Origin of the sequence: Paracoccus sp. TD-10 (assembly GCF_048270675.1) — a bacterium.
Taxonomy (GTDB): domain Bacteria; phylum Pseudomonadota; class Alphaproteobacteria; order Rhodobacterales; family Rhodobacteraceae; genus Paracoccus; species Paracoccus pantotrophus.
In genome coordinates this window covers 1,523,906-1,547,198 of the sequence record NZ_CP182419.1, presented here as the reverse complement: position 1 = coordinate 1,547,198, position 23,293 = coordinate 1,523,906, and the positions used below count along the sequence as shown (strand labels likewise).

Here is a 23,293-nt window from a genome sequence, read left to right as displayed (position 1 = left end):
CTTTCGTTCAATGTGGAGCCTGGCATGGAACCTTTCTACCTGACCCTCTTTCTCGGTACGCCGATCTGGCTGTGGCTGGTCTTCGTCGGCCTCGTCGCGGCGTTGCTGGCCTTCGACCTCGGCGTGCTCAACCGCGGCGACAAGGAAATCGGCGTCGCCGAAAGCCTGAAGCTCTCGGGCTTCTACATCACGCTGGGCGTGCTTTTCGGCGGCTTCGTCTGGTATCAGCTGGGCAGCAATGCCGCCGCCGAATACATGACCGCCTTCGTGGTGGAAAAGACGCTGGCGATGGACAATGTCTTTGTCATCGCGCTGATCTTCGCCACGCTGTCGATTTCGCGCCGCTACCAGCACCGGGTGCTGTTCTGGGGCATCCTGGGCGTGATCGTGCTGCGCGGCATCATGATCGGCGTCGGTGCGACGCTGGTCGCGCAATATGGCTGGATCCTCTATGTCTTTGCCGGCTTCCTGATCCTGACCGGCGTCAAGATGCTGTTCATCGGCGACAAGGAGCATGACATGGGATCGAACCCGGTCCTGAAGTTCCTGCGCCGCCGGATGCGGCTGACCGACGAACTGCACGGCCATGCCTTTGTCGTGAAGAGGTCCGACCCCGCGACCGGCCGCATCCGCCGTTACGCCACGCCGCTGCTGTTGGCGCTGGTGATGATCGAGATCGCCGACGTGATCTTCGCGGTCGATTCGGTGCCGGCGGTCTTTGCCATCACCGCCGACCCCTATATCGTCTACACCTCGAACATCTTTGCCATTCTGGGCCTGCGCGCGCTGTTCTTCGCGCTGGCGGCGATCATCCACCGCTTCGAATATCTCAAGCAGGCATTGGCGGTGCTGCTGATCTTCATTGGCTCCAAGGTATTCCTGGCCGACCTGATGGGGCTGGCGAAATTCCCGCCCGCCGCGTCGCTGGGCATCACCCTCGCCATCCTCGGCGCCGGCGTCGGCTGGTCGCTGTGGCGCACCCGCAAGGACGTGGCGCGCGCCTGAGCGCCAGATTTCCGCCGCCGCGCCCGGCCGCGCGGTTGCCGTCGGGTATTTGAAGAACGGAGAAGGCGGGGCGGCGGGGTGCGAAACCCGGCCGTCTTCCGCGCGATGTGATCCGGGCTGCCACCACGTCACTCAATCCGCAGTAGCGCGCCACGGCCAATCGCGCTATGCTTCCGCCCAGACCCGGCAAACGGGCGATGCAAACGAGGCAGTGACGGCGGTAACCCATGACCGAGATGGTCTTTGGCACCACGCCCTTGCGGGCAGGTGATCCGATTCTTCCACGCTGGTGGCGCACGCTGGACCGATGGTCCCTGGCCTGCGTGCTGGGACTGTTCGCGGTCGGGCTGCTGCTGGGCCTGGCGGCCTCGGTGCCCCTGGCCGAAAAGAACGGCCTGCCGCAATTCTATTACGTCACCCGCCAGGCGGTCTTCGGCGCCATGGCGCTGGCGGCAATGCTGGTGATCTCGACCTTCTCGCCCAGGATGGTGCGGCGGATCGGCGTGCTGGGCTTTCTGGTCGCGCTGGTGGTGCTGATGGCGCTGCCCTTCATCGGCACCGATTTCGGCAAGGGTGCGGTGCGCTGGCTGCGCCTGCCCGGCGGCATGTCGGTGCAGCCTTCCGAGTTCCTGAAACCCTGCTTCGTCGCCATCTGCGCCTGGTTCATGGCCGCAAGCCAGGAGGTCGGCGGCCCGCCCGGCAAGTCCTTCTCCTTCGGGCTTGCGGTGGTCGTGGTGCTGCTTCTGGCCATGCAGCCCGATTTTGGCCAGGCCTCGCTGGTGCTGTTTTCCTGGTGCGTGATGTATTTCATCGCCGGCGCGCCGCTTTACCTTCTGGGCGGTGTGATGGGGCTGGCCTGTGTCGGCGGCGTCTTCGCCTATGGCGCATCCGAGCATTTCGCCCGCCGCATCAACGGTTTCCTTGCGGCCGAGGTCGATCCGCGCACCCAGCTGGGCTATGCCACCAACGCCATCCAGGAGGGCGGCTTCTTCGGCGTCGGCGTGGGCGAGGGCTCGGTCAAGTGGTCGCTGCCCGACGCCCATACCGATTTCATCATCGCCGTTGCGGCCGAGGAATACGGGCTGATCCTGGTGCTGATCATCATCGCGCTTTACGCCACCATCGTCATCCGCTCGCTTCTGCGGCTTCAGGGCGAGCGCGATCCCTTTGCCCGCATCGCCGGCACCGGGCTGGCCTGCGCCTTCGGCGTGCAGGCGCTGATCAACATGGGCGTGGCGGTGCGGCTTCTGCCGGCCAAGGGCATGACGCTGCCCTTCGTCAGCTATGGCGGCTCGTCGGTGATCGCCTCGGGCATCGCCATGGGGATGCTGCTGGCGCTGACCCGCTCGCGCCCGCAGGGCCGCATCGGCGACGTGCTGGGCCGGGGCCGGGGATGAGCGCGGCCCCGCTTTGCCTGATCGCTGCCGGCGGCACCGGCGGCCACATGTTCCCGGCGCAATCGCTGGCCGAGGTGCTGCTGGCGCAGGGCTGGCGGGTGAAGCTGTCCACCGACGAACGCGGCGCGCGCTATGCCGGCGCCTTCCCGGCCGAGGTCGCGCGCGAGGTGGTCAGCTCTGCCACCACCGCGCGCGGGGGGACGCTGGCCAAGCTCGCCGTGCCCTTCCGCATCGGCGCGGGCGTGCTTTCGGCCATGCGCCGGATGCGGGCCGACCGTCCGGCCGTGGTGGTGGGCTTCGGCGGCTATCCGACCATCCCCGCCATGTCGGCGGCGCTGGTCCTGCGCATCCCGCGCATGATCCACGAGCAGAACGGCATCATGGGCCGGGTGAACATGGCCTTCGCCCGCCGGGTGGACCGCGTGGCCTGCGGCACCTGGCCGACCCGGCTGCCGGCCGGCGTGCAGGGCATCCATACCGGCAACCCGGTGCGCCAGGCGGTGCTGGACCGCGCCGGCGCGCCCTATATGCCGCCGGGCGAGGGCCCGCTGCGCCTGCTGGTCATCGGCGGCAGCCAGGGCGCGCGCGTGCTGTCCGACATGGTGCCCGAGGCCATCGCCGGCCTGCCCGACGAGATGCGCGCCCGCCTGTCGGTCAGCCACCAGGCCCGCGCCGAGGATGGCGCGCGCGTCACTGCCGCCTATGCCGCGGCCGGCGTCGATGCCGAGGTCCGGCCCTTCTTCGACGACGTGCCCCGGCGGCTGGCCGAGTGCCAGCTGGCCGTCAGCCGGGCCGGGGCCTCGTCCATCGCCGACATCACCGTGATCGGCCGCCCGGCGATCCTGATCCCCTATGCCGCGGCGACCGGCGACCACCAGACCGCCAATGCCCGTGCCCTTGCGGAATCCGGCGCGGCGATCCTTTTGCCCGAATCCGTGCTTGACGCCGAGAGCCTGAGGCGCGACATCCGGGACATCCTTTCCGACAGCGCCCGCGCCACCGCCATGGCCGCTGCCGCGCTAACGCTTGCCCGCCCCGACGCGGCGCAGCGCCTTGCAGATCTAGTGACGGAACTGACCCGATGAACGCAGCGACCAAACTTCCGGGCGAGCTTGGCCCCATCCATTTCGTCGGCATCGGCGGCATCGGCATGTCCGGCATCGCCGAGGTGCTGATGACGCTGGGCTACCAGGTGCAGGGTTCTGACGCGAAACGCTCGAAGATCACCGACCGCTTGCAGGCGCTGGGCGCCACCGTCTTCGAAGGCCAACGTGCTGAAAACATTGGCGAAGCCGGCGTGGTGGTGATCTCGACCGCCATCAAGAAGGGCAACCCCGAGCTTGAGGAGGCCCGCCGCCGCGGCCTGCCCGTCGTGCGCCGGGCCGAGATGCTGGCCGAGCTGATGCGGCTGAAATCCAATGTCGCCATCGCCGGCACCCATGGCAAGACCACGACCACCACCATGGTCGCGACGCTGCTGGATGCGGGGGGCTTCGATCCGACGGTGATCAATGGCGGCGTCATCCACGCTTACGGCTCGAACGCCCGCGCCGGCGCCGGCGAATGGATGGTGGTCGAGGCCGACGAATCGGACGGCAGCTTCAACCGCCTGCCCGCGACCATCGCCATCGTGACCAATATCGACCCCGAGCATATGGAGCATTGGGGCAGCTTCGATGCGCTGCGCAAGGGCTTCCAGGATTTCGTCTCGAACATCCCCTTCTACGGCCTTGCCGTCTGCTGCACCGACCACCCCGAGGTGCAGTCGCTGGTCGGCAAGCTCTCCGACCGTCGCGTCGCCACCTTCGGCTTCAACGCCCAGGCCGACGTGCGCGCGATCAACCTGCGCTATGAAAACGGCGTGGCGCATTTCGACATCGCCCTGCGAGGCGAGGCCGAGTTGAACGACGGCGAGGTGCCGGTGATCGAGGGCTGCACCCTGCCGATGCCGGGCGATCACAACGTCTCGAACGCGCTGGCCGCGGTGGCCGTCGCCCGCCACCTGGGCATGAAGCGTGCCCAGATCCGCGAGGCGCTGGCGCGCTTCGGCGGGGTCAGCCGCCGCTTTACCCGCGTGGGCGAAGTGAACGGCGTGACCATCATCGACGATTACGGCCATCACCCGGTCGAGATCGCGGCGGTGCTGAAGGCCGCGCGCCAGGCGACCAGGGGCCGGGTGATCGCCGTGCATCAGCCGCATCGCTATTCCCGGCTTTCCAACCTGTTCGACGATTTCTGCACCTGTTTCAACGAGGCCGATGTCGTCGCCATCGCCGAGGTCTATTCCGCGGGCGAAGAGCCGATCCCCGGCGCCTCGCGCGACGACCTGGTCGCCGGGCTGATCGCGCATGGCCACCGCCACGCCCGCGCGGTAATGGACGAGGGCGACCTGGAGCGGCTGGTGCGCGAACAGGCGCGGCCGGGCGACATGGTGGTCTGCCTGGGCGCCGGCACCATCTCGGCCTGGGCCAACAACCTGCCCGAGCGGCTGACGGAGAAGGCCGCGTGATCGCGCTGGCCAGCCATCCCGCCACCGCGGCGCTTTGCGCTCTGCTTTGGGGCGTGATGGCCTGCCTTCTGCCCTTTCTGCGGCTGCGCTGGCGCCATTCGGCGCTTTGGGCGCTGGTGCTGTGCGGCGTGCCGGTGCTGGGCTGGATGACCTATCTCTGCGGGCCCGGCTTCGGCGTGCTGTTCCTGGCGCTGGGGCTGTCGCTGCTGGTCTGGCCGCCCTTCGATCCGCGCCGTCGCCGGCGCGCGCTGACGCAGCGCGGCCTGCGCTAGGAACCGCCGGCGATGATCGCGGCATGGCTGATCGTCCTCGTCACGGTGGCGCTGGCCGCCGCCATCGGCATCCGGCGCGCCGCTGCCCGCTCGTTCCGGGTGCTGGGGGCCGAACTGGCCCTGCTGCTCGGCGCGGCCTGGCTTTGCTATCTGATCGGCGATGGCAAGACCGGCGGCGGCTATCTGGCCGGCATCATCGGCGCGCTGCTGTCACTCTTGCTGCTGATCGCGGCGGGAGGTCTGGTCGCGGGCGCGCTGCTGCGCTGGATTTACGACCGCTTGCGGCCGACGGCAGGCATGCGCGCACCGTTCGCGCGGCCCTGGGACATCGTCGGGCTTGGCTGCTTCGCCGCGCTGGCGGTAATCCTCAGCGCGCTGGAATAGCCGGAGACGGGACGAGAAAGGGGGGCGGGATGACGGTGACGGAAACCAGGATGCGGGTCCGGGCGCGGGCGGGTCTGGGCGCGATGCTGGCGCTTGCCCTGGCCGGGCTTGCCGGCTGCGGCCGCGGCGGCATGAGCGAGCTGGAATGCATGGAGCGGGTGATCTATTTCGAAGCGAACCGTTCGAGCCGCGACGGCATGATCGCCGTCGGCAACGTGGTCATGAACCGCGTCCGGGCGCAGGGCTATCCCAACACGGTCTGCGGCGTGGTCGGGCAAAAGGGCCAGTTCGCGCCGGGCGTCCTGACCCGGCGAATGGATTCGAAATCCCTGCCGGCGGTGCGCGAGGCCGCGATCGCGGTCCTGCGCGGCGAAAGGCAGCCGGGGATCGGCAATGCCATGTTCTTCCACCAGAAGGATCATCGCTTCTCCTATGACAACATGCATTACGTCCTGGTTGCAGGGGGCAATGCCTTTTACGAAAAGCGCAAGAGCCATCTTGTGACCCAGCCCGTGCCTCCGGCCCCGGTGGACGGGCTGCGCTAGAGGCGCGGCGCGTCTCGGCGGGCCGCAGCCGGAACCCTGGCGAACCGCGCCGGAAAGCGGTTGTGCCATGCGGGCCGGATTGACGGCGCGCGCAAGGCTGATTAACCACCGCGCCATGACCCAGACGCCTCCCACGCCCCGCGGCGCCCTGACCCCGAACCGAGCCCTTGCCGATCTGACCTGGCTGCGGGTCGGCGGGCCGGCCGACTGGCTGTTCCAGCCAGCGGACGAAGCGGATCTGGCGGATTTCCTGCGCGGCCTTGACCCGGCGCTGCCGGTCTTTGCCATGGGCGTCGGCTCGAACCTGATCGTGCGCGACGGCGGCATCCGCGGCGTGGTGATCCGGCTGGGACGCGGCTTCAATGGCATCTCCTGCGAGGGCGGCATCGTCACCGCGGGCGCGGCGGCGCTGGACGCCCATGTCGCGCGCCGCGCCGCCGAGGCGGGGCTGGACCTGACCTTTCTGCGCACCATCCCCGGCAGCATCGGCGGCGCGGTGCGGATGAACGCGGGCTGCTATGGCAGCTATGTCGCCGACCACCTGATCTCGGTCCGCGCCGTGGCCCGCGACGGCAGCCTGCACGAAATCGCGGCCGCAGACCTGCGTCTGGCCTATCGTCATTCCGAGATCCCCGAGGGCTGGGTCGTGACCGAGGCCCGCTTTCGCGCCGCGCCGGGCGATCCCGCGGGACTGGCCGCGCGGATGGAGGAACAGCTGGCGCGCCGCGATGCGAGCCAGCCCACGCGCGAACGCAGCGCCGGCTCGACCTTTCGCAACCCGGCCGGGTTTTCCTCGACCGGGCGGGCGGATGACAGCCACGAGCTGAAGGCCTGGTCGCTGATCGACGCTGCCGGCCTGCGCGGCCACCGCCTGGGCGGGGCGCAGATGTCGGAAAAGCACCCCAATTTCCTGCTGAACGCCGATGGCGCCACCGCCGCCGAGCTGGAGGCCCTGGGCGAATTGGTGCGCGCCCGCGTGCGCGAGGCCAGCGGGCACGAGCTGCAATGGGAAGTCATCCGCGTAGGCCAGCCCTAGGAACCGGCCGTAACCCGCCGTCATCGCCGGAAATATCGCGCAAGACGCGAAAAGGGACTTTTGCGATTCCGCCCAAGCGGCTATCCTGACCGCATAATTACCCGGACCAACCGGGGAACATGAGGCAGAACATTGGCGGGCAGGTCGAGCAGGTCGGCCCCGAAAGTCGCAGTCCTGATGGGCGGACCCTCGGCCGAGCGCGAGGTTTCGCTCTCGTCGGGGCGTGAATGCGCGGTTGCGCTGCGGCAGGCGGGCTATGAAGTCGTCGAATTGGATGCGGGCAGGGATCTGCCCGCGCGTCTGGCCGAACATGCGCCGGACGTGGTCTTCAACGCCCTGCATGGCCGTTGGGGCGAGGATGGCTGCGTGCAGGGCCTGCTGGAATGGCTGGGCTGGCGCTATACCCATTCCGGCGTGCTGGCCTCGGCGCTGGCCATGGACAAGTCCCGCGCCAAGGAGATCCTGCGCCTTGCCGGCCTGCCGGTGCTGGACAGCCTGATCGCCGATGCCGCCGAGGTGCGCGCCCGTCACGTCATGGCGCCGCCCTATGTGGTCAAGCCGAACGACGAGGGCTCCTCGGTCGGGGTCTATATCGTGCACGAGGCCGCCAACGGCCCGCCGCAGCTTTCCGACCGGATGCCCGCGCGGGTCATGGTGGAGACCTATGCGCCGGGGCGCGAGCTGACCGTGGCCGTGCTGGGCGACCGCGCGCTTGGCGTGACCGAGATCGTGACTGAGGGCTGGTACGACTACGACGCCAAATACAAGCCCGGCGGCTCGCGCCATGTCATCCCCGCCGAGATCCCGCCGGAAATCGCCGCCGCCTGCCGCGACCAGGCCGTGCGGGCGCATCGGGCGCTGGGCTGCCGCGGGCTGACCCGCACCGATTTCCGCTGGGACGAAAGCCGCGGGCTGGGCGGGCTGATTATCCTCGAGGTGAACACCCAGCCCGGCATGACCCCCACCTCGCTTGCCCCCGAGCAGGCGGCCCATGCCGGCATGGACTTTCCCGCGCTTTGCCGCTGGATCGTCGAGGAGGCGCTATGCAGGGCCTGAACCCCTTTCACCGCGGCCAGGGGCCGGGCGGGCGGCCGGCGCCGGTGCGTCCCGCACCCGCGCGTCCCGCCCCGGTGGCGCCGCGCACGCCGCGCAAGGATCCCGCGCCCTCGCGCCTGGCCTACCGGCTGAACCGGATGATGCTGCGGCCGCTGGTGCGGCGGCTGGTGCATGTCGGCCTGCCCGCCTTTCTGGCGGCGCTGGTGGCGGGGATCTGGCTGTCGGACGACACGCGCCGCGCCAACCTGACCGGCGGCATCGACGCCATCGTGGACCGCATCCAGCACCGCGACGAATTCATGGTCAGGATGATGACCATCGAGGGCGCCTCGCCCGCGGTGGACAAGGGGCTGCGCGCCATGCTGCCGGTGGACCTGCCGGCCTCGAGCTTTGACATCGACCTGGAAAAGCTGCGCGAGCGGGTGCTGAAGCTGGATGCCGTCGAGGCGGTGGACCTGCGCATCAAGCCGGGGGGGGTGCTGTCGGCCGTCGTGACCGAACGGGTGCCGGCCCTGCTGTGGCGCCATGCCCGCGGCATCGAGCTGCTGGACAAGACCGGGCACCGCGTCGCCTCGGTCACGGGGCGCGAGGTGCGGGGCGACCTGCCCATCGTCGCCGGCGAGGGCGCCGACCGCGCCGCGGCCGAGGCGCTGGCGCTGATCGATGCCGCCGGGCCGATCCTGCCGCGGCTGCGCGGGTTGGAGCGCATGGGCGAGCGGCGCTGGGACGTGGTGCTGGACCGCGGCCAGCGTATCAAGCTGCCCGAGGACAAGGCGCTGCAGGCGCTGGAGCGCGCCATCGCGCTGGACCGCGCGCTGCACATGCTGGACCGCGACCTTTCGGTCGTCGACCTGCGGCAGGAGGCGCGGCCCGTGGTGCGGCTGGGGCTGGAGGCGCAGAACGCCATCCGCCGCGCCCGCGGCCAGCCGGAACTGGGCGCGGACGGATTGCCGCTGCCGCCCGACGCCGCGGCGGGGGCGACGGCGGGCAAGGCGGCAAAGACCGCGCGGAAAAGCGGCTGACAGCGCAAAGGAGGCAGGTGAGATGAAGGATCTGTATCAGGGCCAGCGGGCAATGCGGAACATGCGCCGCCAGGCCATGCAGCGCGGCGTCATCGCGGTTCTGGACATCGGAACCTCGAAGATCGCCTGCCTGGTGCTGCAATTCGACGGCCCGAGCCAGTTCCGCGAGACCGACGGCGTCGGCCCCATGGCCGGCCAGTCGAATTTCCGCGTCATCGGCACCGCCACCACCCGCGCGCGCGGGATGCGCTACGGCGAGATCGAGACCATGGCCGAGACCGAGCGCGCCATCCGCACCGTGATCCAGTCGGCGCAGAAGGTCGCGGGGGTGCGCGTCGATCACGTCATCGCCTGCATCTCGGGCGCGCGCCCGGCCAGCTATGGCCTGGCCGGCGAGATCGTGCTGCCCGCCGGCAAGGTCGGCGAGGGCGACGTGGCCCGCGTCCTGGCCGCCTGCGAGGTGCCCGATTTCGGCCGCGGGCGCGAGGTGCTGCACGCCCAGCCGGTGAACTTTGCGCTGGACGGCCGCTCGGGCCTGTCGGACCCGCGCGACCAGTCGGGCAGCCGGCTGGCCTGCGACATGCATGTGCTGACCATCGACGGCGATGCGGCCAGCAACCTGGTGCATTGCATCCGGCGCTGCGACATGGAACTGGCGGGCGTGGCCTCGGCCTCATACGCCTCGGGCCTTGCCGCGCTGGTCGAGGACGAACAGGAGCTGGGCGCCGCCTGCATCGACCTGGGCGGCGGCACCACCGGGGTTTCGGTCTTCATCAAGAAGCACATGATCTTTGCCGATGCCGTCCGCTTCGGCGGCGAGCTGATCACCCAGGACATCGCCAAGGGGCTGCGCGTCAGCCATGCCGTGGCCGAGCGGCTCAAGACCCTGCATGGCGGGCTGGAGGCCACCGGCCGCGACGACCGCGAGATGATCGAACTGGGCGGCGAGACCGGCGACTGGGACACCGACCGCCGCAGCGTCAGCCGCGCCGACCTGATCGGCATCATGCGCCCGCGGGTCGAGGAGATCCTGGAAAAGGTGGGCGAGATCCTGGACGCGGCCGGCTTCGACTGCATGCCCTCGCGCCAGATCGTGCTGACCGGCGGCGGCAGCCAGATTCCGGGGCTCGATGCGCTGGCCGCGCGCATGCTGGGGCAGAACGTGCGCATCGGCCGGCCGCTGCGCATCCAGGGCCTGCCGCATAACGCGACCGCGCCGGGCTTTTCCTCGGCCATCGGACTGGCGCTGCTGACGGCGCATCCGCAGGACGAATGGTGGGATTTCGACATGCCCGCCGAGCACTATCCGGCGCGCAGCCTGCGCCGGGCCTATCGCTGGTTCCGCAACAACTGGTAGGGGCGCGGAACCCGGATGCGGTGGTGTGGGCGGGCGCCTCCACCACATGCAGCAGAATGGGCAAGATGCCGCCGAAAACACCAGCGTCCACCGCGATATTTGGTGTGCGAACTGTGTTTTTCGGGTGACGCTCGGCGCGAATCTGGCTAGGCTGGCTGGTATACGGGGATTCGACCGGACTGCGCTTATGTCCGGCGCAACAGATGAAGGCAGGCGAGAGATGGAACGGCAGATTCACCTGATGCTGAATGATGACCAGGAACTGAAGCCGCGCATTACCGTCTTCGGCGTCGGTGGCGCGGGTGGCAATGCGGTCAACAACATGATCGACAAGCAGCTGGAGGGGGTCGAGTTCGTCGTGGCGAATACCGACGCCCAGGCGCTGCAATCCTCCAAGGCCGAAAGCCGCATCCAGATCGGCCCGAAAGTGACCGAGGGGCTGGGCGCTGGCGCCAAGCCCTCGATCGGTGCCAAGGCCGCCGAGGAGACGATCGAGGACATCGTCGATCACCTGATGGGCGCGCATATGTGCTTCATCACCGCCGGCATGGGCGGCGGCACCGGCACCGGCGCCGCCCCGATCATCGCCCAGGCCGCGCGCGAGATGGGCATCCTGACCGTCGGCGTCGTGACCAAGCCCTTCCAGTTCGAGGGCACCAAGCGAATGCGTCAGGCCGAGGAGGGCGTCGAGCAGCTCCAGAAGGTCGTGGACACGCTGATCATTATCCCCAACCAGAACCTGTTCCGGCTGGCCAACGAAAAGACCACCTTCACTGAAGCCTTCGCCATGGCCGACGACGTGCTCTACCAGGGCGTCAAGGGCGTGACCGACCTGATGGTGCGCCCGGGCCTGATCAACCTCGACTTCGCCGACGTGCGCGCCGTGATGGACGAGATGGGCAAGGCGATGATGGGCACCGGCGAGGCCTCGGGCGAGAACCGCGCCGTGCAGGCCGCCGAGAAGGCCATCGCCAACCCGCTGCTGGACGAGATCAGCCTGAACGGCGCCAAGGGCGTCTTGATCAACATCACCGGCGGCTATGACCTGACGCTGTTCGAGATGGACGAGGCGGCCGAGAAGATCCGCGAGAAGGTTGATCCCGACGCCAACATCATCGTCGGCTCGACGCTGGACCCGTCGATGGAAGGCTCGATCCGCGTCTCGGTGGTGGCCACCGGCATCGACGCCTCGGCGGCCGAGCTGCCCGTGCCGCGCCGCGGCATGAAGGAGCCGCTGACCCAGCACCCGCCCGTCGCGCAAAAGCCCGTCGAGGAAGAGCTGCCGGTTCCGCCGCGCCGCGCCGCGCCCCTGGTCGAGCCCGCCCCGGCGGCGCGCGTCCAGCCCTCGGCTCCGGCGGCACGCTATGACGAGGACGACATGCCGCGTCCGGCCTATCAGCCGGACCTGCGCCAGCCCGCCGCGCCCAGCGACGCGCTGAACGGCGATGCGGGCGGCTTCGTCGCGCCCACCCGCCCGCAGGCCCCGGCCGGCACGCCGTCGGATGCGGTGATGCAGCGCCTGGCCGCTGCCGTGCAGAAGGCGCCCGAGCGCCAGGCCGCGGCCCAGAATCGCGCCGCCCAGCAGCAGCCGGCCGAGCAGGGCCGCGCCCAGGGCCGCATGGGCGGGCTCAGCCGGATGCTGGAACGCATCTCGGGCCATGGCGAGCAGGCGGACAAGCCCGCGCCCTCGACCATCGCCGAACGCGTGAACGAGCGCGTCGCGGCCCGCAACCGCGGCGGTTTCGACGCCGGTTTCGACGATCTGGCCAGCCCCGACCGGGCCGGCGACAATGTCGAAATCCCGGCTTTCCTGCGCCGCCAGGCGAATTGAGCCGATCACAAATTTCCGGCGACGACTTCGTGAAGGACCGCTTCGGCGGTCCTTTTTTCATTTTTGATCATGGCGTTACCGATGCAGGTGGGGGGCGGGGCGCAAGCCGCGGCCGATTGTTTCACCCCGTTACAAAAGGTTATTTGAGCAATCGGCGGGGGATGCCTAACTGATCCTTGCGCCGCGGATTTCTTGCCGTGGCACGCTCAGTTCACAAGAATCGGCAGGCAAGACCATGCAGACCACCATCGCTCAGAAAGCCCAGTTCCGCGGCGTCGGACTGCATTCGGGTGCGGCCGTGCGGCTGACGATCCTGCCGGCGCCGGCGGATCACGGCATCGTCTTCGTGCGCACCGACCTGGGGGGCGCCCGGATCCCGGCGCGCTGGGACCATGTCACCCCCTCGCAGCTTTGCACCCTGCTGGACAACGGCCGCGGCGCCACCGTCTCGACGGTCGAGCATGTGATGGCCGCGCTGTCGGGCACCGGCATCAACAATGCCGTGGTCGAGGTGAACGGGCCGGAAGTGCCGATTCTCGACGGTTCCTCGGCGCCTTTCGTGCAGGGCATCCTGGAAGCCGGCCTGCGCCGGCAGGCGGCGCCGCTGCGCGCGATCCGCGTGCTGCGCGAGGTCGAGGTGCGGCAGGGCGAGGCTTTCGCCCGCCTCTCGCCCGCCGACCACCTGGAGATCCATTTCGACATCGACTTCGTCGACGCGGCGATCGGCCGCCAGGAAAAGCACCTCGACATGGCAAATGGCAGCTTCGTGCACGAGCTGATGGACAGCCGCACCTTCTGCCGCCAGGCCGATGTGGTGCAGATGCAGCGGAACGGGCTGGCGCTTGGCGGCACCTATCTGAACGCGGTGGTCGTGGATGGCGACCGGGTGCTGTCGCCGGGCGGGTTGCGCCACCGCGACGAGGCCGTGCGTCACAAGATGCTGGACGCGGTGGGCGACCTGGCGCTGGCCGGTGCGCCGCTCCTGGCGCGCTATACCGGCCACCGCGCCGGCCATGCCATGACCAACAAGCTGCTGCGCGCGCTTTTCGCCCAGCCGGAGGCCTGGGAATGGGTCACGCTGACCCCGGCGATGGAAAGCCGTCTGCCCGGCGCCGGGGTGATCGCCTCGGCCGCGCGCCTCGCCCCTCGCAACCGCCAGTTGGCCGTCGCCTGAAGGTGGCGGCCCTGCGCCGGTTTAGCCGTTTTGGCATTTTGCGCAGCCCGATTTTCTGTGCTAGGACGGCCGGGCCGCGCGGGCCTTCTGCCCATGCGGGAACGTGAATTTCTGACGGGCGGGATGGAATGACAGGCATCAGATCGGGTTCCTTGGTCGCGGCTGTGCTGTCGTTGGGCCTGCTGGCGGGCTGTTCGGGCGGTGCGGGGAAAAAGCCCGAATCATTCGAGAATTTCACCGCCGAACAGATCTACAAGCGCGGCGAATACGAGCTGGAGAATTCCCGCCGCCCCAAGGATGCGGTGCAGTATTTCTCCGAAGTCGAGCGGCTTTACCCCTATTCCGAATGGGCCAAGCGCGCGCTGATCATGCAGGCCTATGCCTATCACCGTGCCCGCGACTACGAAGAGGCGCGCGGCGCCGCGCAGCGCTTCATCGACACCTATCCGGGCGACGAGGACGCGGCCTATGCGAAATACCTGCTGGCGCTCAGCTATTACGACCAGATCGACGAGGTCGGCCGCGACCAGGGCCTGACCTTCCAGGCGCTCCAGGCGCTGCGCGAGGTGATCGAGCAATATCCCGACACCGAATATGCCCGCTCGGCCATCCTGAAATTCGACCTGGCCTTCGACCATCTTGCCGCCAAGGAGATGGAGATCGGCCGCTACTACCTCAAGCGTGGGCATTACACCGCGGCGATCAACCGTTTCCGCGTCGTGGTCGAGGAGTTCCAGACCACCACCCACACCCCCGAGGCGCTGATGCGCCTGGTCGAGGCCTATCTGGCGCTCGGCCTGAACGACGAGGCACAGACGGCGGGCGCGATCCTGGGCCACAACTTCCAGTCCTCACCCTTCTACCAGGATGCCTTTGCGCAGCTGCGCGGCCGCGGCCTGCAGGCCGAAGCGCGCGGCGACAGCTGGCTGACGCGGGTCTATCGCCAGGTCATCCAGGGCAAGTGGCTGTAGCCCGGCGATGCTGCGGCATCTCGACATCCGCGACATGTTGCTGATCGACCGGCTGGAACTGGAGTTCCGGCCGGGCCTCAACGTGCTGACCGGCGAGACGGGGGCGGGCAAATCGATCCTGCTCGACTGCCTGGGCTTCGTGCTGGGCTGGCGCGGCCGCGCCGATCTGGTGCGCGCCGGCGCAAGCCAGGGCGAGGTGACGGCGGTCTTCGACCTGCCGCCCGGCCACCCCGCCCGCACCCTGCTGGACGAGGCGGGCTTTCCGGTCTCGGACGAGCTGATCATCCGCCGGGTGAATGCCGGGGACGGGCGCAAGACCGGCTGGATCAACGACCGCCGCGCCTCGGGCGAGGTCTTGCGCACGCTTTCGGAACTGCTGGTCGAGCTGCATGGCCAGCATGACGACCGCGGCCTTCTGAACCCGCGCGGCCACCGGCTGCTGCTGGATGCTTTTGCCGGGGTGGACCTGGGGCCGGTCCGTGCTGCCTGGGCCGCCCGGCGCGAGGCGCGCGCGGCGCTGGAACGGGCCGAAGCGGCGCTGGCGGCGGCGAAGGGCGAAGAGGATTTCCTGCGCCATGCCGTGGCCGAACTCGACAAGCTCGATCCGCAGCCGGGCGAGGAGGCGGAGCTAGACACGCGCCGCCGCGCCATGCAGGGCGCCGAACGCATCCGCGAGGACGTGGCGCGGGCCTTGCAGGCCCTGGGGCCGCAAGGGGCCGAGGGCGCGATGCTGGATGCCGCGCGCTGGCTCGACGGTGCCGCCGAGCGGGCCGAGGGCCGGCTGGAGGCGTCCGCCGCCGCGCTGCAGCGGGCGCTGATCGAGCTGGGCGAGGCGGTCTCGGGCGTCGAGGCGGCGCTGGAGGCGATGGATTTCGACCCGCGCGAGCTGGAGACGACCGAGGAGCGGCTGTTCGCGTTGCGGGCGCTGGCGCGCAAGCACGATGTGCTGGCCGACGACCTGGCAGGGCTGGCCGATGCCTTGCGGGCCCGGCTGGGCCGGATCGACGCGGGCGAAGGCGACCTGGCGCGCCTGCGCGAGGCCGTGGCGGCGGCCGACGCCGCCTATGGCGCGGCCGCGGCGGCCCTGTCGGAGCAGCGCGCCGCGGCCGCCAAGCGGCTCGATGCCGCGATGGCGGCCGAACTCGCGCCGCTGAAGATGGAGCGGGCGGTCTTCGAGACCCGGCTTTCCGCGGCCGAGCCGGGCCCCGAGGGCTGCGATGCCGTGGCCTTCACCGTCGCCACCAATCCCGGCGCCCCGGCCGGGCCGCTGGACCGCATCGCCTCGGGCGGCGAGCTGTCGCGCTTCCTGCTGGCGCTCAAGGTCTGCCTGGCGCGCGGCAATGACGCGCTGGTGCTGATCTTCGACGAGATCGACCGCGGCGTCGGCGGCGCCACCGCCGATGCGGTCGGCCGTCGCCTGGCGCGGCTGGCCGAGGGCGCGCAGGTGCTGGTCGTCACCCACAGCCCGCAGGTTGCGGCGCTTGGCGGGCATCATTTCCGAGTGGCGAAATCGGTCGCGGGCGGCATGACCACCTCGAACGTCGCTGCGCTGACCGCCAGCCAGCGCATCGAGGAAATCGCCCGCATGCTCGCCGGCGAAGAGATCACCGCTGCGGCCAAGGCGGCCGCGCGCGCGCTGCTTGAGCCCAAGGTCGTAGGCTCCTGATGCCGCATCCTGGGGGCTAGCCCGCGCTCATTGCCTGGGCCGGCTCCTTCTTCTCGGACAGCCGGTCGCGCGATTCCGACAGGCGGGCATGCATGAGATCGTGGGCCTGCTGCGCGTGTCTCTGCCGAATCGACTCGAAGATCGCGAAATGTTCGTCGAAGACGCGGCTCAGCCCGCTGGCCTCGCGCTTGACCGACACGCCGTGAAAGCGCATCCCCACGGTGATATGGTCCTTCAGGGCCGCCATCGCGGTCGAGAAATAGCTGTCCTCCGCCGCGATGGCGATGGCGAGGTGGAACTGGAAATCCGCATCCTCTCGATGGACCTGAGGATTGGTCGCGTCGCGCCTATGCTCCAGCGCGTCGCGGATCTGCGCCAGGGTTTGCGGGTCATGGCGTTCGGCCGCGAATACGGCGGCTGAGGGTTCCAGCGTCAGGCGGGATTCATAGCAGCTGAGCAGGTCCGGGACGTTTTCAACGGGCCAAAGCCCAGCGGCTGCTTAAGCCCGATCGCGCGCACGAAACTGCCCGCACCACGGCGCGAATAGATCAGCCCGTGTTAGCGCAGAGGTTTCAGCGCATCGCGGATGACGCGGTGCGAGACCTCGAACTCGGCCGCCGCTCGTCCGGTTTGTAGGAGCCGGACTTGATCGCGCGCTCCATACGTTCATAGACGATTTCGCCAAGGCTTTTCCGTGCGGTCTTTTCCACTGCTGGCATCACTACTCGCCCCGAAACATCGCCAGAATGGTGGCAAGGGTTTTTTCATCGCCGAAGCCGCCTGATTTCGCAATGATGCGGCGGTCCCCGGCAAAGGCGACCGGCAGGCATTCCCCGCGCAACTCCAGCGCCGTCCGCGCCCATTTCGGCCAGCACGGCCTCGGCTGCGGCGCCGCCGGTCAGAAGCATCGCCTGGCGTGGCCTGCACCAGCAGGTCGGCGGCGCCGGACAGGCTTGCGGGATCGTCCAGATCGCCCCGCGGCACCCCGGCGCCTGCGACTGCTGGCGCGCATCCGCTGCTCCTGCCGCATGGCTTTCGCTGAACATCGATGAACTGCCTCTGGGAGGAAAGATCGTGATCCGCAAGACCGCAATGCTGGGAGGGCTGCTGCTGGCGACCTGCCTGACCGCGGCGGCCATGGGCAGGACAGGGCCGTCAGGATCGTCATGGCCGAGGATGTGGACCTGCTGGAGCCCTGCATGTCCACGCAATCGACCATCGGCGCGGCGCTGTTGCAGAACATCAGCGAAACGCTGACCTATCTCGATGTGGGCGGCTGCGGCGGATTGCAGCCGAAACTGGCCGAAAGCCGGGAACAGCTGCCCGACGGCAGTTGGCGGTTCGAGCTGCGCCAGGGTGTGACCTTCTCGGACGGCACCCCCTTCGATGCCAGGGACGTGAAGCATTCCTTCGACCGGGTGATGAGCGACCAGATCACCTGCGAGGCCAAGCGTTATTTCGGCGGCATGACCGTCAGCGCCGGAGTGGTCGACGACCATGCCATCGACTTCAAGGCCGATCCGGTCCAGCCGATCCTGCCGCTGCTGTCGCTGGACTTGATCGTCCCCGAGGGAACCCCGATCGAATTCACCCGCGCGCCCGTCGGCACCGGCCCCTATGTGCTGAGGGACTGGACCCCCGGCCAGCAGATCGTCCTGGCCGAGCGCGAGGGCTACTGGGGTGACAAGCCTGCCGTCAGCGAGACGACCTATCTGTTCCGCACCGATCCGGCCGTGCGCGCCGCCATGATCGCGGCCGGCGAGGCGGATATCGCCCCCTCGATTGCCGCCCCGGATGCGACCAACCCGGGCCGACTTCTCGTATCTGGACAGCGAGGCGATCTGTATCAGCCTGGATCACTCGATGCCGCCGATCAACGGCCTGCGCGTGCGCAAGGCGCTGAACATGGCCATCGATCGCGAGGCGTTCATCGGCACCCTGCTGCCCGAAGGCACGCTGCAGGCGACCGCGCTGTTCCCGCCGCCCTTCTTGGGCTGGAACGAGGAGGTGCAGTCCCGGAAATACGCCCCCGAGGGCGCCAGACAGCTGCTGGAGGAAGCCGGGGCCGATGGCGTGCCGGTCGATACCAAGATGACGCTGGTGGCACGCCCCGGCAACTTCCCCAACCTCACCGAGGTGATGGAGGCGATCCAGCAGCAGCTGCACGAGGGGGTTTCAGCGTCGATCTGCAATTCTATGAGATCGCCGAGTTCCAGAAACTGTATTCCAAGCCCTATCCGACCGATCGCGGTCCGATGATGGCGACGGCGATGCATGACAATTCCAAGGGCGACCCCTCCTTCACGATGTTCTTCAAATATGCCTCCGAAGGCCTGCAATCGGGCATCAGCGACCCCAAGGCGGACGACCTGATCGCCCGCGCCTCGGCCGCGACGGGCGAGGGATGCGCCAGGCTGTGGTCGGAACTGCAAGCCTATCTGCATGACGATGTGGTCGCCGATGTGCTGCTGTTCCATTCGGTCCGCTTTGTCCGCGTCGCGCCGCGCCTGGAGTGGAGGCCGAACATGTCCACCACCTTGTCGCTGCCCCTTGGCGGGATCGCCTTCAAATGAGCCGCCGCCGGGCGGGGCGCGTCCCCGCCCGTCCCGTCTTTGACAGGAGCCTTCCATGTCGAGTTTCATCCGCAAGCGGGCCTTTGCCAACCTGGTCTCCCTGTTGGGTCCGGTGGTGATGGTGTTCTTCCTGTCCCGCCTGACCGGCGATTCCGCGTCGCTGTTCCTGCCGGTCGATGCGACCGAACAGATGCGCGAGGAATTTCGCCAGCTGCACGGGTTCAACGATCCGCTGCTGACGCAATTCGGCCGCCATGTCTGGGATCCGCTGCACCTGGATTTCGGCGCCTCGATCCGCCGCGCCCGTCCCGCCATCGACGTGGTGCTGGAGGCCTTCGTCTGGACCTTGCAACTGGCGGTCATCACCATGACCCTGGTCGCAGTCGCGGTCATCGTCGTCGGCTTGCTGGCTGCGTTCCGGGCGGGCGGCCTGTGTGACCGCATCGCCCCGCTGACTTCGCTGATCGGGGCCTCGGGGCCGGATTTTTGGGTCGCCATCGTCGCCTTCGTGGTGTTCTCGGTGGGCCTGGGCTGGCTGACCACATCCGGCACTGGTACCGTCTGGCACCGGATCCTGCCGATCGCCGTGCTGTTCATCCGGCCCTTTGGCCTGATCGTGCAGGCGGTGCGCGGCTCGATGATCTCGGCCCTGTCCTCCGCCTAGGTAAAGACCGCCCGCGCCCAGGGGGCGCGTTCGCCCCCCATCATCTTCGTCCACGCCCTGCGCAACGCCATGCTGCCGGTCGTCACCGTGATCGGCGACCAGGCGGCGGCGCTGCTGAACGGGGCCGTCGTGGCCGAGACGATCTTCGGCTTCCCCGGCGTCGGCAAGCTGATGATCGACGCTATCCTGCAACGTGATTTCAACGTGGTGCTGGCGGCGATCATGGTCATGGCGCTGGCGATCATCGGCCCGTCATGGCTGGATGCGGGGCACAGAAGCAGAACCTGCGCGGCCGCAATGCCCCGCCCTTCGAATGGGAGCGCGGGTGGTTAGGGATCATGGGCGCCGATGCGCTTGGCCGCCCGCTGCTGGCGCGGATCATCGTCGCCACCCGGAACACCATGACGGTCGCCGCCGGCGCGGTGCTGTTCTCGGCCGACATCGGATCGGCGTTTGGGCTGGTTGCGGGCCATGCCGGGCCGCGGGTCAGCCAGGTCATCATGCGGCTGGCCGACATGATCATGTCCTTCCCGTCGCTGCTGATCGCGGTGATCGTGCTCTGTATCCCTGGCCCCTCGGTGCTGAACCGGATCATCGTCCTGGCGGATCACCCGCATTCCGGTCTATCTGCGCACCACCCGCGCCGAGGTGCTGGAGGTCAAGCAGAGCATGTTCGTTTCGGCCGCCCGCGTCATGGACGCATCCTCGGGGCGGATCATCTTTCGCCATATCCTGCCGGTGGTGCGCGATTTCGCCGATTACGTCATGGTCATGCAGCGCGGCAAGGCCGTCGCGCCGGGTCCGGTGCGTCTGGTGTTCGAGGGCCGCGCCAGCCCTGTACCCAGGCGCTGCTGGCCGCGGGCCTGGATCCCGATCCCGAGATGCAGGCCCGCCGCCGCGAGGCGCGGCGATTGCTGGCGGCGTGCTGGGCTAGTGGCCTGGCCTGACGCCGCGGCTCCGGGCCGGGCCAGAGGCTTCATTCCCGATTGGATCGCATCGGTCGGAAAAAGGGGGGCAGCAAGCCCCCCTAAGTGCTCAGGCATTAGGCTGGCGTTGCGAGCTGTGCCAGGGCAGGGCGATCCGCTCCATCACGTCGACGGCATAGAACAGGATCGTGCCCATCACCCCCAAGAGCACCAGCGAGACGAAGACCCGCGTGGTGTCGAACTGGCCCTGGGCGGTCAGGACCAGGAAGCCCAGGCCGCGGCCGCCGGCGACGAACTCTCCGACGATGGCGCCGACCAGCGCGAAGGAGATGCCGACCTTCATGCCGGAAAACAGCGAGGGCAGGGCGTTCGGCACCCGGATCTTGTAGATGATGTCGAATTTCGAGGCCCGCGTCGCCTTGGCGAGGTTCAGCATGTCGGGATCGACCGAGCGCAGGCCCAGGACGGTGTTGATGACGATGGGAAAGATCGCCAACATCACCGCCACCGCCAGTTGCGACGACATGCCGGTGCCCAGCCAGATCACGAACAGCGGCGCCAGCGCCACCTTGGGAACCGAGTTGATGGCGATGAGCAGCGTATAGACCGTACGCTCAAGGAATTTCGACTGCACGATGCCCACCGCCATGACCACGCCCAGCACCACGGAAATGGTGAAGGCCAGGCCGGTGGTCATCAGCGTGTAAAGCATGTTGCGGATGAACACCCAGGGGCTTTGCATGAAAGCGGCCCAGATCGCCGAGGGGGCGGGCAGGATGATCGCCGGCGGATTGAAGAGCCGCACCCCAATTTCCCACAGCAGGATGGTTCCCAGAAGCACCAGGACGATGTCCAGCGAGCGGTTGTCCCGCATGATTTTTGCGATGAGGCTGTTTTTCATTCCTTGAGCACTCCCAATTCGGCGAAATGGTGGCGGATACGCTGGGCATAGACGCCGAAGGCATCGGATTCGCGCACCGACAGCGGGCGCGGCCGGGGCAGGTCCACGTCGAAGACATCGACGATACGGCCGGGCGTGCGCGACATCATCACCACGCGGTCGGCCAGGAAGACCGCCTCGGAAATCGAATGGGTGATGAAGATCACCGTCTTGTTCGTCTCTTGCCACATCCGGGCCAGCTCGACGTTCAGGTCGTCGCGGGTCATCGCGTCCAGCGCGCCGAAAGGCTCGTCCATCAGCAGAAGGTCGGGATCGCAAAGCAGCGCCCGGCAGATCGAGGCGCGCTGCCGCATGCCGCCCGACAGCTCCCAGGGGTGGCGCTTTTCATAGCCTTTCAGCCCGAAGCGTTCCAGCAGCTGCAGGGCGCGTTCGCGGTATTGCTCGCGCGGATGGCCCAGGAACTCGGCCTGCAACAGCACGTTGTCCAGGATGGTGCGCCAGTCCAGCAGGACGTCGCGCTGGAACACCACGCCCATGCGGTCCGGCGGGCCGGACAGCGGCTTGCCGGAAACGGTGATGCCGCCGGAGGTGATGTTTTCCAGCCCGGCCAGGCATTTCAGCAGCGTGCTCTTGCCGCAGCCGCTGGGCCCGACGATGCTGAGGAACTCGCCCGGGCGCACGTCCAGGTTGATGTCGCTGAGCGCGACGACGGGCCCGTGCTGCGAGGGATAGGTCTTGCCCGCGCCCTTGATGCGCAGATAGGTGTCGGTGGTGGTGTCGGCCATCATGTTCATGCTCACCGCCTCATTCCGGGATCAGGTCGTTGGTGAAATAGTCGGCGACCTGCCAGCCGGGGTCGACCACGCCGGCGCGCTCCATGCCCTTCAGCGCGGCTTCCCAATCCTCGTCCGCCTGCCAGCCGATCGGCTTGCCTTCGGTCGCCGGCGTGTCGAAATATTCCACGGTCAGGCGGATCTGCTCGCGCAGGACGTCCGGGTTCAGCATCGCATCGGGACGCTGGGCCAGCATCGCCTCGACGCCCAGGTCGGGATTGCTGGCGATTTCCGCCCAGGCGCGCTGCTGGACCTCGACCAGTTTCTTCAGTGCATCCGCCCGGTTCTTGATCGTGTCGTCCGAGGCGACAAGGCCGTAGCTGGGGAAATACAGGTCGGCGGAATCCGAGGTCAGGCATTTGGACGGCCGCTGCGCCTCGGCGAGCGGCAGGGCCGAGGCGACGGTGGACATCATGGCGTCCGCACGCCCCGAGGTATAGGTGCCCCACAGCGCCGAGGCATCGACGAATTCGATGGTGGTGTTGTCGCGATCCAGCCCGCCTGCGGCCAGGAAGGTGTCGATATAGGGCGTCCAGGGGCTGGCGGCGAAGACGACGATCTTCTTGCCCTTGAGGTCCGTGATCTGCTCGACGGGCGCGTCCTTGTCGACCAGCACGCAAAGATCGGTGCGGCGGTCCCAGCCGGCGATGCCCTTGACCTTGGCGCCGCCCTGGCGTGCCGCGGGGATCAGGCCCAGCTGGATCTGGCCGACATCGGCCTGCCCGGCATTGACCAGCTGCAAGGTATTGCCCGAGCCGCGCCCGTCCTGCACGTCCACGTCCAGCCCCGCCTCCTTGAACCAGCCCTGCTGCTGCGCAAGGTGCATGGCGGCGTGACTGCCCCAGGGCGAGAAGTCCAGCCGCACGGTCAGCTTGTCCTGCGCCAGGCCCGGCCCGGCGAGGATCAGCAGCGCGGTGACGGCGGCTGACGGCAAAATCTGCATCTTTCTCATTCGTCCTCTCCTGTCATGTGGCCCGCGGCGAATCGTCCGGGGGTGTTCTTGTTGTCTGGATTATTAATAGCACCAGTAGTCCAATTATAATCAAGTTTCTTTGGGGTATCGCGGCAAAACAGTTGCCAACATACTGTAATATATGAAATAAAAAATCGCTTGTTGGTTTGGAGGTATGCGTGTTACCAAACTAACCAACTAGTCCAATAAGGGTAGGAA

18 protein-coding genes and 4 pseudogenes are annotated in these 23,293 nt (G+C 68.3%); 18 read left to right on the top strand and 4 right to left on the bottom strand.

Going from position 1 to position 23,293, the window contains the following annotated elements:
* The first annotated feature begins 24 nt into the window (after positions 1-24).
* From ACNKFW_RS18595 to recN, 15 genes are all read left to right on the top strand, one after another.
* The gene (locus ACNKFW_RS18595; RefSeq protein ID WP_147428708.1) at positions 25-1,005 is read left to right on the top strand and encodes a TerC family protein; all 981 of its coding nucleotides are present in this window, start codon (positions 25-27) and stop codon (positions 1,003-1,005) included.
* A 227-nt stretch (positions 1,006-1,232) separates the two neighbouring features.
* On the top strand, positions 1,233-2,402 hold the full coding sequence (locus ACNKFW_RS18590) for a peptidoglycan glycosyltransferase FtsW (RefSeq protein ID WP_024843489.1): 1,170 nt from the start codon (positions 1,233-1,235) through the stop codon (positions 2,400-2,402).
* Positions 2,399-3,487, top strand: coding sequence for a UDP-N-acetylglucosamine--N-acetylmuramyl-(pentapeptide) pyrophosphoryl-undecaprenol N-acetylglucosamine transferase (locus tag ACNKFW_RS18585; protein ID WP_147428709.1), 1,089 nt, complete (start codon positions 2,399-2,401; stop codon positions 3,485-3,487). The genes ACNKFW_RS18590 and ACNKFW_RS18585 overlap by 4 nt, the downstream gene beginning before the upstream one ends.
* Positions 3,484-4,911 carry a UDP-N-acetylmuramate--L-alanine ligase gene (gene murC / locus ACNKFW_RS18580; protein WP_024843491.1) on the top strand — a complete coding sequence of 476 codons (1,428 nt, stop codon included), beginning with the start codon at positions 3,484-3,486 and terminating at the stop codon, positions 4,909-4,911. Before ACNKFW_RS18585 ends, murC begins: the two co-directional genes overlap by 4 nt.
* Positions 4,908-5,183: a DUF2484 family protein gene (locus ACNKFW_RS18575; RefSeq protein WP_024843492.1), complete on the top strand. Its 276-nt coding sequence runs from the start codon at positions 4,908-4,910 to the stop codon at positions 5,181-5,183. Before murC ends, ACNKFW_RS18575 begins: the two co-directional genes overlap by 4 nt.
* Positions 5,184-5,195: 12 nt before the next feature.
* Positions 5,196-5,567, top strand: a complete 372-nt coding sequence (locus tag ACNKFW_RS18570; protein WP_024843493.1) for a hypothetical protein — start codon at positions 5,196-5,198, stop codon at positions 5,565-5,567.
* 50 nt (positions 5,568-5,617) lie between these two features.
* Entirely contained in the window at positions 5,618-6,112 is a 495-nt protein-coding gene (locus ACNKFW_RS18565) for a cell wall hydrolase (protein WP_147429171.1), read from the top strand.
* Positions 6,113-6,227: 115 nt separating this feature from the next.
* The gene (gene murB / locus ACNKFW_RS18560; RefSeq protein ID WP_024843495.1) at positions 6,228-7,148 is read left to right on the top strand and encodes a UDP-N-acetylmuramate dehydrogenase; all 921 of its coding nucleotides are present in this window, start codon (positions 6,228-6,230) and stop codon (positions 7,146-7,148) included.
* A 132-nt stretch (positions 7,149-7,280) separates the two neighbouring features.
* Complete coding sequence (locus ACNKFW_RS18555; RefSeq protein WP_024843496.1) at positions 7,281-8,204, top strand: D-alanine--D-alanine ligase; 924 nt, start codon at positions 7,281-7,283, stop codon at positions 8,202-8,204.
* Positions 8,192-9,226, top strand: a complete 1,035-nt coding sequence (locus tag ACNKFW_RS18550; RefSeq protein WP_024843497.1) for a cell division protein FtsQ/DivIB — start codon at positions 8,192-8,194, stop codon at positions 9,224-9,226. The genes ACNKFW_RS18555 and ACNKFW_RS18550 overlap by 13 nt, the downstream gene beginning before the upstream one ends.
* A 22-nt stretch (positions 9,227-9,248) precedes the next feature.
* Complete coding sequence (gene ftsA, locus ACNKFW_RS18545) at positions 9,249-10,583, top strand: cell division protein FtsA (RefSeq protein WP_147428710.1); 1,335 nt, start codon at positions 9,249-9,251, stop codon at positions 10,581-10,583.
* 220 nt (positions 10,584-10,803) lie between these two features.
* The gene (gene ftsZ / locus ACNKFW_RS18540; protein ID WP_147428711.1) at positions 10,804-12,414 is read left to right on the top strand and encodes a cell division protein FtsZ; all 1,611 of its coding nucleotides are present in this window, start codon (positions 10,804-10,806) and stop codon (positions 12,412-12,414) included.
* A gap of 235 nt (positions 12,415-12,649) precedes the next feature.
* Positions 12,650-13,588 (top strand): UDP-3-O-acyl-N-acetylglucosamine deacetylase, encoded by a 939-nt coding sequence (gene lpxC, locus ACNKFW_RS18535; RefSeq protein ID WP_024843500.1) that lies wholly within the window; start codon positions 12,650-12,652, stop codon positions 13,586-13,588.
* Positions 13,589-13,716: 128 nt separating this feature from the next.
* Positions 13,717-14,559, top strand: coding sequence for an outer membrane protein assembly factor BamD (locus tag ACNKFW_RS18530; protein ID WP_024843501.1), 843 nt, complete (start codon positions 13,717-13,719; stop codon positions 14,557-14,559).
* Positions 14,560-14,566: 7 nt separating this feature from the next.
* Positions 14,567-16,225 carry a DNA repair protein RecN gene (gene recN, locus ACNKFW_RS18525; protein WP_147428712.1) on the top strand — a complete coding sequence of 553 codons (1,659 nt, stop codon included), beginning with the start codon at positions 14,567-14,569 and terminating at the stop codon, positions 16,223-16,225.
* Positions 16,226-16,241: 16 nt separating this feature from the next.
* Here the strand turns inward: recN and ACNKFW_RS18520 are convergent.
* A pseudogene (locus ACNKFW_RS18520) lies at positions 16,242-16,944 on the bottom strand (FadR/GntR family transcriptional regulator).
* Positions 16,945-17,317: 373 nt separating this feature from the next.
* Here ACNKFW_RS18520 and ACNKFW_RS18515 point away from each other — a divergent pair.
* The 3 pseudogenes from ACNKFW_RS18515 to ACNKFW_RS18505 form a co-directional block, all read left to right on the top strand.
* Positions 17,318-18,798 (top strand): annotated as a pseudogene (locus tag ACNKFW_RS18515) (ABC transporter substrate-binding protein).
* A gap of 55 nt (positions 18,799-18,853) precedes the next feature.
* Positions 18,854-19,705, top strand: a pseudogene (locus tag ACNKFW_RS18510) (ABC transporter permease); the annotation flags it as partial.
* Positions 19,697-20,206 (top strand): annotated as a pseudogene (locus ACNKFW_RS18505) (ABC transporter permease); the annotation flags it as partial. The pseudogenes ACNKFW_RS18510 and ACNKFW_RS18505, both read left to right, overlap by 9 nt.
* Positions 20,207-20,497: 291 nt before the next feature.
* Here ACNKFW_RS18505 and ACNKFW_RS18500 read toward each other — a convergent pair.
* The 3 genes from ACNKFW_RS18500 to ACNKFW_RS18490 are packed head-to-tail and all read right to left on the bottom strand — an operon-like array spanning position 20,498 to position 23,074.
* The gene (locus ACNKFW_RS18500; RefSeq protein WP_208852035.1) at positions 20,498-21,289 is read right to left on the bottom strand and encodes an ABC transporter permease; all 792 of its coding nucleotides are present in this window, start codon (positions 21,287-21,289) and stop codon (positions 20,498-20,500) included.
* On the bottom strand, positions 21,286-22,074 hold the full coding sequence (locus tag ACNKFW_RS18495; RefSeq protein ID WP_179921631.1) for an ABC transporter ATP-binding protein: 789 nt from the start codon (positions 22,072-22,074) through the stop codon (positions 21,286-21,288). Before ACNKFW_RS18495 ends, ACNKFW_RS18500 begins: the two co-directional genes overlap by 4 nt.
* A gap of 19 nt (positions 22,075-22,093) precedes the next feature.
* Positions 22,094-23,074 (bottom strand): ABC transporter substrate-binding protein, encoded by a 981-nt coding sequence (locus ACNKFW_RS18490; RefSeq protein ID WP_123130233.1) that lies wholly within the window; start codon positions 23,072-23,074, stop codon positions 22,094-22,096.
* Positions 23,075-23,293 lie beyond the last annotated feature (219 nt).

Coding starts and splice junctions, on each gene's coding strand:
- ftsA (WP_147428710.1), top strand. CDS start 9,249: ATGAAGGATCTGTATCAGGGCCAGCGGGCAATGCGGAACATGCGCCGC.
- ACNKFW_RS18530 (WP_024843501.1), top strand. CDS start 13,717: ATGACAGGCATCAGATCGGGTTCCTTGGTCGCGGCTGTGCTGTCGTTG.
- recN (WP_147428712.1), top strand. CDS start 14,567: ATGCTGCGGCATCTCGACATCCGCGACATGTTGCTGATCGACCGGCTG.
- ftsZ (WP_147428711.1), top strand. CDS start 10,804: ATGGAACGGCAGATTCACCTGATGCTGAATGATGACCAGGAACTGAAG.
- ACNKFW_RS18570 (WP_024843493.1), top strand. CDS start 5,196: ATGATCGCGGCATGGCTGATCGTCCTCGTCACGGTGGCGCTGGCCGCC.
- ACNKFW_RS18590 (WP_024843489.1), top strand. CDS start 1,233: ATGACCGAGATGGTCTTTGGCACCACGCCCTTGCGGGCAGGTGATCCG.
- ACNKFW_RS18585 (WP_147428709.1), top strand. CDS start 2,399: ATGAGCGCGGCCCCGCTTTGCCTGATCGCTGCCGGCGGCACCGGCGGC.
- murB (WP_024843495.1), top strand. CDS start 6,228: ATGACCCAGACGCCTCCCACGCCCCGCGGCGCCCTGACCCCGAACCGA.
- ACNKFW_RS18490 (WP_123130233.1), bottom strand. CDS start 23,074: ATGAGAAAGATGCAGATTTTGCCGTCAGCCGCCGTCACCGCGCTGCTG.
- murC (WP_024843491.1), top strand. CDS start 3,484: ATGAACGCAGCGACCAAACTTCCGGGCGAGCTTGGCCCCATCCATTTC.
- ACNKFW_RS18495 (WP_179921631.1), bottom strand. CDS start 22,074: ATGGCCGACACCACCACCGACACCTATCTGCGCATCAAGGGCGCGGGC.
- ACNKFW_RS18565 (WP_147429171.1), top strand. CDS start 5,618: ATGCGGGTCCGGGCGCGGGCGGGTCTGGGCGCGATGCTGGCGCTTGCC.
- ACNKFW_RS18500 (WP_208852035.1), bottom strand. CDS start 21,289: ATGAAAAACAGCCTCATCGCAAAAATCATGCGGGACAACCGCTCGCTG.
- ACNKFW_RS18595 (WP_147428708.1), top strand. CDS start 25: ATGGAACCTTTCTACCTGACCCTCTTTCTCGGTACGCCGATCTGGCTG.
- ACNKFW_RS18550 (WP_024843497.1), top strand. CDS start 8,192: ATGCAGGGCCTGAACCCCTTTCACCGCGGCCAGGGGCCGGGCGGGCGG.
- lpxC (WP_024843500.1), top strand. CDS start 12,650: ATGCAGACCACCATCGCTCAGAAAGCCCAGTTCCGCGGCGTCGGACTG.